General features: G+C 69.5%; 9 protein-coding genes. 8 read left to right on the top strand and 1 reads right to left on the bottom strand.

Going from position 1 to position 10068, the window contains the following annotated elements; translation table 11 throughout:
• Nucleotides 1-88 precede the first annotated feature (88 nt).
• Nucleotides 89-577: a transcriptional regulator gene (locus ACFWV3_RS15630; protein WP_030471611.1), complete on the bottom strand. Its 489-nt coding sequence runs from the start codon at nucleotides 575-577 to the stop codon at nucleotides 89-91.
• A gap of 257 nt (nucleotides 578-834) precedes the next feature.
• On the opposite strand from ACFWV3_RS15630, the gene pyrR reads away from it, so the two are divergent.
• The 8 genes from pyrR (at nucleotide 835) to mihF (ending at nucleotide 9950) form a co-directional block, all read left to right on the top strand.
• Nucleotides 835-1407, top strand: a complete 573-nt coding sequence (gene pyrR, locus ACFWV3_RS15625) for a bifunctional pyr operon transcriptional regulator/uracil phosphoribosyltransferase PyrR (RefSeq protein ID WP_285642317.1) — start codon at nucleotides 835-837, stop codon at nucleotides 1405-1407.
• A complete protein-coding gene (locus ACFWV3_RS15620; protein ID WP_382411871.1) occupies nucleotides 1404-2336 on the top strand; it encodes an aspartate carbamoyltransferase catalytic subunit in 933 nt (310 codons plus the stop codon). Before pyrR ends, ACFWV3_RS15620 begins: the two co-directional genes overlap by 4 nt.
• Nucleotides 2333-3613 carry a dihydroorotase gene (locus ACFWV3_RS15615; protein WP_382411870.1) on the top strand — a complete coding sequence of 427 codons (1281 nt, stop codon included), beginning with the start codon at nucleotides 2333-2335 and terminating at the stop codon, nucleotides 3611-3613. The genes ACFWV3_RS15620 and ACFWV3_RS15615 overlap by 4 nt, the downstream gene beginning before the upstream one ends.
• Nucleotides 3610-4116, top strand: coding sequence for a transporter (locus tag ACFWV3_RS15610; RefSeq protein WP_382411869.1), 507 nt, complete (start codon nucleotides 3610-3612; stop codon nucleotides 4114-4116). Before ACFWV3_RS15615 ends, ACFWV3_RS15610 begins: the two co-directional genes overlap by 4 nt.
• A complete protein-coding gene (carA, locus tag ACFWV3_RS15605; protein ID WP_382411868.1) occupies nucleotides 4065-5225 on the top strand; it encodes a glutamine-hydrolyzing carbamoyl-phosphate synthase small subunit in 1161 nt (386 codons plus the stop codon). The genes ACFWV3_RS15610 and carA overlap by 52 nt, the downstream gene beginning before the upstream one ends.
• 1 nt (nucleotide 5226) lies before the next feature.
• The gene (carB, locus tag ACFWV3_RS15600) at nucleotides 5227-8529 is read left to right on the top strand and encodes a carbamoyl-phosphate synthase large subunit (RefSeq protein WP_382411867.1); all 3303 of its coding nucleotides are present in this window, start codon (nucleotides 5227-5229) and stop codon (nucleotides 8527-8529) included.
• Complete coding sequence (pyrF, locus tag ACFWV3_RS15595; RefSeq protein ID WP_382411866.1) at nucleotides 8526-9341, top strand: orotidine-5'-phosphate decarboxylase; 816 nt, start codon at nucleotides 8526-8528, stop codon at nucleotides 9339-9341. Before carB ends, pyrF begins: the two co-directional genes overlap by 4 nt.
• Before the next feature lie 291 nt (nucleotides 9342-9632).
• Complete coding sequence (mihF, locus tag ACFWV3_RS15590; RefSeq protein ID WP_030471603.1) at nucleotides 9633-9950, top strand: integration host factor, actinobacterial type; 318 nt, start codon at nucleotides 9633-9635, stop codon at nucleotides 9948-9950.
• The last annotated feature ends 118 nt before the right edge of the window (nucleotides 9951-10068 follow it).

The raw sequence follows: 10068 nt of genomic DNA, 5'->3' as shown, positions 1-10068 counted from the left end.
GGGGGGGGAGGGGGGAGTTGCTCCCCCGGTTGTCTAGGGGGAGACGGAAGGGGTGTGGGGCCCCCCACTGCTCCCAGGCGGTGGAAGCTCAGTCTTCCTTGGCGGGCCGCGCCTCGGGCGGCAGCACGCCCCAGTCGATGAGCTGCTCGGTGAGCTCGCCCGGCGTCATGTCGTAGATGATCGCGAGCGAACGCAGGTCCTCGGTGCGGATGGAGAGGACCTTGCCGTTGTAGTCGCCGCGCTGCGACTGGATGGTCGCGGCGTAGCGGGCGAGCGGGCCGACCTTCTCGACCGGCAGCTGCTGCAGCCGTTCGAGGTTGATCACGATCTTGGTGGCGGGCTCGGCACCGGACGGCACACGGCCCTCCGGCAGGAGCTCGGCGACGGGAACCCCGTAGAAGTCGGCCAGCTCGGCCAGCTTCTGCACGGTCACCGCGCGGTCACCGCGCTCGTACGAGCCGACGACCACGGCCTTCCACCGACCGCCGGACTTCTGCTCGACGCCGTGCAGGGACAGGCCCTGCTGCTGGCGGATAGCGCGGAGCTTGGCCCCCAGCGCCTTGGCGTAGTCGCCCATGTGGCGGTTCTCCGTTCATTCGCCCCGTCAGCAGTACTGGCGTGCTGCGGGGAGGCTTAGATCGATACGCAGAGTAATGATTACTCGCCGTGGTCGGCAGGTCAAGCTGATCTCAAACAGAGACGCGCGCCACGCCTGGCGCACCACCCGGATGGTTGACCGTCCACAGGTGATACGGTGCAGGTCAGCCCGGTTGTAACCGGGTGTCCGACGTCCTTTAAGGACCCGTCCAGTGAGGCGGGGAAGGAGGTCCAGCCGTGGCGTCACGTCAACGTGGCGCGACGGATCCGGCCGGGGATCGCGAGATCCTGTCGGCCGGTGACGTCGCGCGCACCGTCGCCCGAATGGCCCATCAGATCATCGAGAAGACCGCTCTCGATGCACCCAGCGCACCCGACGTCGTCTTGATGGGTATTCCCAGCCGGGGAGCCCCCCTCGCACGGCGCCTGGCCGCTAAGATCGCCGAATTTTCCGGCCGGACGGTGCACGAGGGCACGCTCGACATCACCCTCTACCGCGACGACCTGCGCAGGGGCCCCACCAGGCCGCTGGAGGCGACGAAGCTGCCCGAGGGCGGCATCGACGACAAGCTGGTCGTCCTCGTCGACGACGTGCTGTTCTCCGGCCGCACCATCCGCGCCGCGCTCGACGCCCTGCGCGACCACGGCCGTCCCCGCGCGGTGCAACTCGCCGTGCTGGTCGACCGCGGGCACCGGGAGCTGCCGATCCGCGCGGACTACGTGGGCAAGAACCTGCCGACGTCCAAGAACGAGGACGTCGTCGTGAACCTCGAGGAGTTCGACGGCCGCGACGGAGTGGTGCTGAAGTGAAGCACCTGCTCTCCACCGACGGCCTCGACCGCGACCAGGCGATCGCGATCCTCGACACCGCGGACCGGCTGAAGCAGGCGCTGCTCGGCCGCGAGGTCCGCAAGCTGCCGACGCTGCGCGGCCGCACCGTGATCACGATGTTCTACGAGAACAGCACCCGCACCCGCGTGAGCTTCGAGATCGCCGGCAAGTGGATGTCCGCCGACGTGATCAACGTCAGCAGCTCCGGTTCCAGCGTCAGCAAGGGCGAGTCGCTGCGCGACACCGCGCTGACGTTGCAGGCGGCGGGCGCGGACTGCGTCATCGTGCGCCACCCGGCGTCCGGTGCCGCCCACCGGCTCGCGGGCTGGCTCAAGCACACCAGCACGTCCGTGGTGAACGCGGGCGACGGCATGCACGAGCACCCCACGCAGGCGCTGCTTGACGCCGCCACGTTGCGCGACCGCCTCGGCAGCCTCGACGGCCGCCGGGTCGCGATCGTCGGCGACGTCCTGCACAGCCGCGTCGCCCGGTCCAACGTGCACCTGCTCACCACGCTCGGCGCCGAGGTCACCCTGGTGGCCCCGCCGACGCTCCTGCCCACGGGCGTGGAGAAGTGGCCGGTGACGGTCTCGCACGAGATCGACTCCGAGCTGGCGTCGCAGGACGCCGTGATGCTGCTGCGCGTGCAGGCCGAACGCATGACCGGCGGGTTCTTCCCCAGCTCCCGCGAGTACTCGATCGCCTACGGCCTCAACGAGCGGCGTCTGAAGCTGCTGCCCGAGCACGCCGTCGTGCTGCACCCCGGCCCGATGCTGCGCGGCATGGAGATCGCCTCCGTCGTCGCCGACAGCCCGCAGGCCGCCATCACCGAGCAGGTCCGCAACGGTGTCCACGTGCGCATGGCCGTGCTGTACCACCTGCTTGCCCACGAGGAGGAGACCGCGTGAAACCCTTGCTGCTCAAGGGAGTGAGGCCCTACGGCGAGGGGGAACCGATCGACCTGCTGATCCGCGACGGCGTGATCGCGGAGGGCACGGACCCGGACGCCGAGGTGATCGAGGGCAACGGCGCGGTCCTGCTGCCGGGCTTCGTCGACCTGCACACCCACCTGCGTGAACCCGGCCGCGAGGACACCGAGACCATCGAGACGGGCTCCCGTGCCGCGGCTCTCGGCGGCTACACGGCGCTCTTCGCCATGGCCAACACCGACCCGGTCGCCGACAACGCCGTCATCGTCGAGCACGTCGCCCGCCGCGGCCAGGAGGTCGGCCTCGTCGACGTCCACCCGGTCGGCGCCGTCACCGTCGGCCTGAAGGGCGAGAAGCTCGCCGAGCTGGGCACGATGGCCAAGTCCAAGGCCGGCGTGCGCGTGTTCTCCGACGACGGCCACTGCGTGCACGACCCGCTGATCATGCGCCGCGCCCTGGAGTACTCGAAGGCACTGGGCGCCGTCATCGCCCAGCACGCCGAGGAACCGCGCCTCACCATCGGCGCCCAGGCGCACGAGGGCGAGAACGCGTCCCGGCTCGGCCTGCAGGGCTGGCCGGCCGCCGCCGAGGAGTCGATCGTCGCCCGCGACTGCCTGCTGGCCAAGCAGGTCGACGCGAGGCTGCACGTCTGCCACGTCAGCACCACCGGTACCGCGGACGTCCTGAAGTGGGCCAAGGCGCGCGGCACCAAGGTCAGCGCCGAGGTCACCCCGCACCACCTGATCCTGACCGACGACCGGCTGGCCACCTACGACCCGGTCAACAAGGTCAACCCGCCGCTGCGCACGCAGACCGACGTCGACGCGCTGCGCCAGGCGCTCGCGGACGGCACCATCGACTGCGTCGCCACCGACCACGCCCCGCACGCCGTGCAGGACAAGGACTGCGAGTGGTCGGCGGCGCGGCCGGGCATGCTCGGGCTGCAGACCGCGCTGGGCATCGTCGTCGAGACGATGGTGAGGACCGGGCTGCTGGACTGGCGCGGTGTCGCGCGGGTGATGAGCGAGAAGCCCGCCGAGATCGCCGGCCTGACCGACCAGGGCCGTCCGATCGAGGCCGGCGAGCCCGCGAACCTCGTGCTGGTCGACCCGGACGCGACGTGGACCGTGACGGGAGCCGAGCTCGCGAGCATCGCGGGCAACACCCCGTTCGAGGGCATGGAGCTGCCCGGCGCGGTGATGGCCACCATCTTGCGTGGTCGCGTCACCGCCCTGGCGGGAAGGATTGCGGAATGACCCGCGTACTGCTCTCCGTGGCGGTTTTGCTCTTCTTCGCGCTGTGCGTCTACGGCATGTGGCACGGCTGGAAGCGGCGCCAGCGCAAGCAGGCCGACCTGCCGGCGTTCCCCGCGACACCGGAGAAGCTCGGCGCGGCCAGTCTCACGACCACGGGCGTCTACATCGGAACGACGAACGCGGGCAACTGGCAGGACCGCGTCCAGGTCGGTGACATCGGCCACCGCGCCGAGGCGACGCTGAGCCTCGTGCCGGAAGGGGTCGCGATCGACCGCGTCGGCGCGTCGCCGATCTTCATCCCGGTGCGGTCCGTCCGGGACGCCCGCACGGACCGGGGGCTCGCCGGGAAGGTCATGTTCAGCGAGCAGGGACTGCTGGTGGTCCAGTGGGAGAACGAGGGCCACCTGTTCGACACGGGTTTCCGTGGCGACGACAAGGACGTTTACGAGGAATGGGTCGCTGCCCTGGGCCAGCACCCGATCAACACGGAGGGCAAGGCGTGACGAACGCGGCATTGGTGCTGGAAGACGGTCGTGTCTTCCGCGGTGAGGCGTACGGAGCGACCGGCGTCTCGCTCGGCGAGGTCGTGTTCTCCACGGCCATGACCGGGTACCAGGAAACCCTGACCGACCCCTCCTACCACCGCCAGATCGTGGTGCAGACGGCGCCGCAGATCGGCAACACCGGCTGGAACGACGAGGACGACGAGTCGTCGAGGATCTGGGTCGCCGGCTACGTGGTCCGCGACCCCGCGCGCACGCCGTCCAACTGGCGGTCGAAGCGCGGCCTCGACGAGGAGCTCGCGAACCAGGGCGTCGTCGGCATCGCGGGCCTCGACACCCGCACCCTGACCCGCCACATCCGCGAGCAGGGCGCGATGCGCGCCGGCGTGTTCTCCGGCGCCGAACTGACCGACGACGCGTCGATGGTCGAGCAGGTCAAGGCCTCGGCGCAGATGGTCGGCGCGAACCTCGCCGTCGACGTCACCACGGACCAGCCGTACGTGGTCGAGGCGATCGGCGAGAAGAAGTTCACCGTCGCGGCGCTCGACCTGGGCATCAAGTCGAACACCCCGCGGATGATGGCGGCACGCGGCATCGAGGTGCACGTCCTGCCGTTGACCAGCACGTTCGACGACATCCTCGCGGTCAGCCCCGACGGTCTGTTCCTGTCGAACGGCCCTGGCGACCCGGCCACGCAGGACCACGCCATCGCGCTGACCAAGGAGGCCCTGGGCCGCAAGCTGCCGCTGTTCGGCATCTGCTTCGGCAACCAGATCCTGGGCCGCGCGGTCGGCCGCGCGACGTACAAGATGCGCTACGGCCACCGCGGCATCAACATCCCGGTCATCGACGTGACCACCGGCAAGGTCGCCATCACCTCGCAGAACCACGGGTTCGCGCTGGAGGGCACGCCGGGGGAGGAGTTCTCCTCCGAGTTCGGCCGCGCCGTGCTGTCGCACTACTGCCCGAACGACGGCACCGTCGAGGGCGTCCGGCTGCTCGACGCGCCGGCGTTCTCCGTGCAGTACCACCCCGAGGCCGCGGCCGGACCGCACGACGCCGCGCCCCTGTTCGACGAGTTCGTGACCATGATGAACGGCGGCCGCTGACATGCCCAAGAGGACTGATCTCAAGCACATCCTGGTCATCGGCTCCGGCCCGATCGTCATCGGCCAGGCGTGCGAGTTCGACTACTCCGGCACCCAGGCGTGCCGGGTGCTGCGGGAGGAGGGCATCAGGGTCAGCCTGGTGAACTCCAACCCGGCGACGATCATGACCGACCCCGAGTTCGCCGACGCCACCTACATCGAGCCGATCACGGCCGAGTTCGTGGAGAAGGTCATCGCGCAGGAACGCCCGGACGCGATCCTGGCGACGCTGGGCGGCCAGACCGCGCTCAACACCGCGATCGCGTTGCACGAGCGCGGGGTGCTGGAGAAGTACAACGTCGAGCTGATCGGCGCGAACGTCGACGCGATCCAGCGCGGCGAGGACCGGCAGATCTTCAAGGACCTGGTGCGCAAGATTGGCGCCGAGGTGCCGCGTTCGGCCGTGTGCAACACCATGGACGAGGTCCGCAAGACCGTCGCCGAGCTGGGCCTGCCGGTCGTCATCCGGCCGTCGTTCACCATGGGCGGCCTGGGTTCGGGCATGGCCTACACCGCGGAGGAGCTGGAGCGGCTCGCGGCCATCGGCCTGGAGGAGTCGCCGGTCACCGAGGTGCTCATCGAGGAGAGCGTGCTCGGGTGGAAGGAGTACGAGCTCGAGCTGATGCGCGACCGCAACGACAACGTCGTGGTCATCTGCTCGATCGAGAACATCGACCCGATGGGCGTGCACACCGGTGACTCGGTGACGGTGGCGCCCGCGATGACGCTGACCGACCGCGAGTACCAGCACATGCGCGACGTCGGCATCCAGGTCATCCGCGAGGTCGGCGTCGACACCGGTGGCTGCAACATCCAGTTCGCGATCCACCCCGAGAACGGCCGCATGGTCGTCATCGAGATGAACCCGCGGGTGTCGCGGTCGTCGGCTCTCGCGTCGAAGGCGACGGGGTTCCCGATCGCCAAGATCGCCGCGAAGCTCGCCATCGGCTACACGCTCGACGAGATCACCAACGACATCACCGGCGAGACGCCGGCGTCGTTCGAGCCGACGCTCGACTACGTGGTCGTGAAGGCGCCGCGGTTCGCGTTCGAGAAGTTCCCCGGCGCGGACCCGACGCTGACGACGACGATGAAGTCGGTCGGCGAGGCCATGTCGATCGGCCGCAACTTCGTCGAGGCGCTCGGCAAGGCTTTGCGGTCGCTGGAGACGAAGTCGGTCGGGTTTTGGACCCAGCCCGATCCGGAGGGCGTGACGCTGGAGTCCACGCTCAAGCAGCTGGAGCGCGGTCACGACGGCCGGCTCTACACGGTCGAACGGGCGCTGCGGCTCGGTGCGTCCATCGAGGACGTCCACAACGCCTCCGGCATCGACCCGTGGTTCATCGAGCAGATCGCCTGGCTCGGCACGCTCCGCACGGAGCTGCTGGAGGCTCCCGTGCTCGACGAGGCGTTGCTGCGCAAGGCGAAGCGCGCCGGCCTGTCCGACCGGCAGATCTCCGTGCTGCGGCCGGAGCTGGCCGGTGAGGACGGCGTGCGCGCGCTGCGGCACCGTCTCGGTGTGCGGCCGGTCTACAAGACGGTCGACACGTGCGCGGCGGAGTTCAAGTCGGAGACGCCGTACCACTACTCCGCCTACGAGCTCGACCCGGACGCCGAGTCGGAGGTCGCGGAGCAGCGGGAGAAGCCGAAGGTGCTGATCCTCGGCTCCGGCCCGAACCGCATCGGCCAGGGCATCGAGTTCGACTACTCCTGCGTGCACGCGGCGATGGCGTTGCGGGCGGCCGGGTACGAGACCGTCATGGTCAACTGCAACCCGGAGACGGTGTCGACGGACTACGACACCTCCGACCGCCTCTACTTCGAGCCGCTGACGTTCGAGGACGTGCTGGAGGTCGTGCACTCCGAGCAGCGCTCCGGTGAGGTCGCGGGCGTGATCGTGCAGCTGGGCGGGCAGACGCCGCTGGGCCTCGCGAAGCGGCTCTCGGACGCCGGTGTGCCCGTCGTGGGCACGACGCCCGAGGCGATCCACCTCGCCGAGGACCGCGGCCAGTTCGGCAAGGTGCTGACCGAGGCCGGGCTGCCCGCGCCGAAGTTCGGCACGGCCACGTCGTTCGGCGAGGCGAAGGAGATCGCCGACGAGATCGGCTACCCGGTCCTCGTGCGGCCGTCCTACGTGCTCGGCGGGCGCGGCATGGAGATCGTGTACGACGAGGAGTCGCTGTCGGGCTACATCGCCCGCGCGACCGAGGTGACGCCAGAGCACCCGGTCCTGGTCGACCGGTTCCTCGACGACGCCATCGAGATCGACGTGGACGCGCTGTGCGACGGCGAGGAGGTGTTCATCGGCGGCGTGATGGAGCACATCGAGGAAGCCGGTGTGCACTCCGGCGACTCGTCGTGCGCGCTGCCGCCGATCACGCTCGGCGCGTCGGACATCGAGAACGTGCGCCGCTCCACCGAGGCCATCGCCCGCGGCATCGGCGTGAAGGGGCTCCTCAACGTCCAGTACGCGCTCAAGGACGACGTGCTGTACGTCCTGGAGGCGAACCCGCGTGCGTCGCGCACGGTGCCGTTCGTGTCCAAGGCGACCGCGGTCTCGATGGCCAAGGCGGCGTCGCGCGTCATGCTGGGCGCCACGATCGCCGAGCTGCGGGTGGAGGGTCTGCTGCCCGCCACCGGTGACGGCGCCCGGCTGCCCGAGCACGCACCGGTCGCGGTCAAGGAGGCGGTCATGCAGTTCCACCGCTTCCGCACCCCCGAGGGCCACGGCGTGGACTCGTTGCTGGGCCCGGAGATGAAGTCGACCGGCGAGGTCATGGGCATCGACTCGTCGTTCGGCAAGGCGTTCGCGAAGTCGCAGACGGCCTCGTACGGCTCGCTTCCGACCTCCGGCAAGGTGTTCGTGTCCTTCGCGAACCGCGACAAGCGCGCGATGATCTTCCCGGTCAAGCGGCTCGCCGACCTCGGGTTCCAGATCCTCGCGACGATGGGCACCGCGGAGGTGTTGAAGCGCAACGGGATCCCGTGCACCGAGGTGCGCAAGCACTTCGAGGGCGAGGGCAACGTCGTCGACATGATCCTGGCCGGCGAGATCGACATGATCTTCAACACGCCGTACGGCAACAGCGGTCCCCGTGTGGACGGCTACGAGATCCGCACCGCCGCGGTGGCCAAGGACATCCCTTGTGTCACCACGATCCAGGGCGCCGCAGCGGCCGTGCACGGCATCGAGGCGTTGATCCGCGGTGACATCGGCGTGCAGCCGCTGCAGGCGCTCCAGGCCACGCTGCGGGGTGACGCATGACGTTCGGGGAGAAGCTGACGAAGGCCGCCGAGGCGCACGGACCGCTGTGCGTCGGGATCGACCCGCACCCGAGCCTGCTCGACGCGTGGGGCCTCTCGCGGACCGCGGAGGGCCTCGAACGGTTCGCCCTGACGGCCGTGGAGGCGTTCGGCGGCAAGGTGTCGATGGTGAAGCCGCAGGCGGCGTTCTTCGAGGCCTACGGGTCCCGTGGCGTCGCCGTGCTGGAACGCGTGATCGCGGACCTGCGCGACTCCGGCACGCTCGTGCTGGTGGACGCCAAGCGCGGCGACATCGGCTCGACCATGGCCGCCTACGCCGAGGCGTACCTGGGCGAGGGCTCGCCGCTGGCCGGTGACGCCGTGACGGCGTCGCCGTTCCTCGGGTTCGGCTCGTTGCAGCCGGCGCTCGACACGGCGCGGGCGAACGGCCGGGGCGTGTTCGTGCTCGCGCTCACCTCCAACCCCGAGGGGGCGGAGGTCCAGCGCGCGGTTGCTCCGGACGGGCGAACCGTCGCGCGGACGATCATCGATTTCGCGACGGACCGGAATTCCGGCATTTCCCCGTGCGGCGATGTCGGTCTCGTCGTGGGCGCCACGATCAGGGAAACGGATGTGGACCTCTCCGGGTTCAACGGGCCGGTTCTGGCGCCCGGTTTCGGTGCTCAGGGAGGCTCGGCGACCGATCTAAAACGGCTCTTCGGGCCCGACATGCGCAACGTTTTTCCAAGTTCTTCCCGGGACGTCCTCCGCCACGGTCCGGACGTGTCTTCGCTGGTCAGCGCCGTGCGGAGGGTCCAGGACAGCCTCAACTGAGACAGCGCGCCACAACTTTTGGGGTGTGGCGCGCTCACCTGGGGAAACATGTGTTGGTAGGGTCCACGCCACCGGCTGCCCCGCTGGTCACCGGCCTCATAGCACACGTAACGTGGGCGACGAGTTGCCGGAGGCAGTGATCAGGCCGCCGGAGGGTGTTGGTACTACTACCACCCGCCGCCTCTCATGACCGCTGAAGATTTACCTGACTGGGTCACGTTGTACTCAGGCAATTGCGGTCGGTACGGTCGCGGCACCGATCCGAAAAGAATCCACACCACGGAGGAAATCGTGGCTCTTCCCCAGCTTACCGAGGAGCAGCGAGCCGCAGCGCTGGAGAAGGCTGCTGCCGCTCGTCGCGCTCGGGCTGAGCTCAAGGAGCGCCTCAAGCGCGGCGGCACGACCCTGACGGACGTGCTCAAGGCCGCCGAGAGCGACGAGGTCCTGGGCAAGATGAAGGTGTCCGCGCTGCTCGAGGCCCTGCCGGGCGTCGGCAAGGTGCGCGCGCAGCAGATCATGGAGCGCCTCGAGATCGCTCCCAGCCGTCGCCTGCGCGGTCTCGGTGACCGTCAGCGCAAGGCCCTGCTCTCCGAGTTCAGCGGAGAGTGATTGGCAGCGAGGCGGGGGAAGGATCCTCCCCCCCCCCCCCCCCCCTCCTTTCCCGGTCCCCCCGCAGTGTACAAGCCAACATATTCGAAGAAGCGAGCCGGGAACGATCCCAAAGCTC

Origin of the sequence: Lentzea sp. NPDC059081, assembly GCF_042738015.1 — a bacterium.
Classification (GTDB): domain Bacteria; phylum Actinomycetota; class Actinomycetes; order Mycobacteriales; family Pseudonocardiaceae; genus Lentzea.
This window is presented reverse-complemented; position numbering and strand designations above follow the sequence as displayed.

Excerpts from the sequence above, each read along its gene's own strand:
- carA (WP_382411868.1), top strand. The coding sequence starts at position 4,065 with ATGGGTCGCTGCCCTGGGCCAGCACCCGATCAACACGGAGGGCAAGGC.
- pyrF (WP_382411866.1), top strand. The coding sequence starts at position 8,526 with ATGACGTTCGGGGAGAAGCTGACGAAGGCCGCCGAGGCGCACGGACCG.
- carB (WP_382411867.1), top strand. The coding sequence starts at position 5,227 with ATGCCCAAGAGGACTGATCTCAAGCACATCCTGGTCATCGGCTCCGGC.
- ACFWV3_RS15630 (WP_030471611.1), bottom strand. The coding sequence starts at position 577 with ATGGGCGACTACGCCAAGGCGCTGGGGGCCAAGCTCCGCGCTATCCGC.
- ACFWV3_RS15610 (WP_382411869.1), top strand. The coding sequence starts at position 3,610 with ATGACCCGCGTACTGCTCTCCGTGGCGGTTTTGCTCTTCTTCGCGCTG.